The organism is Salmonella sp. SAL4457 (genome assembly GCF_046548235.1).
GTDB classification, from domain to species: Bacteria; Pseudomonadota; Gammaproteobacteria; order Enterobacterales; family Enterobacteriaceae; genus Salmonella; species Salmonella enterica.
The window spans coordinates 1-229 of sequence record NZ_JBGDZO010001503.1 but is presented as its reverse complement, the minus strand read 5'-3'; the positions used below and the strand labels follow the sequence as shown (position 1 = coordinate 229).

Sequence of the window (229 nt, the reverse complement as noted above, 5' to 3'; positions counted from 1 at the left end):
GACTACAGCGACGCTCGCGCGCGCACCCAGGAAGGCCTTCTCGATGTGTTGCAGCGCGCAGGCCTGCGGGTCCTGTGGCGGGACAACCAGTCCGGCTGCAAGGGCACCTGCGACCGCGTCGCCTTCCAGGACCTGAGCGAGAGCAAGGATCCGGCCCTGTGCGCCGGCGGCGAGTGCCATGACGAGATCCTCCTGCGCGACTTGCAGGCCTTCATCGACGGGCTGCAAC

Annotated in this window: 1 protein-coding gene; it reads left to right on the top strand. The window is 68.6% G+C overall.

The window, feature by feature from the left end:
• Positions 1–229, top strand: a 229-nt coding sequence (locus tag ACLJNW_RS29210; protein WP_410962169.1) for a sulfatase-like hydrolase/transferase, incomplete at both ends; no start/stop codon positions are given.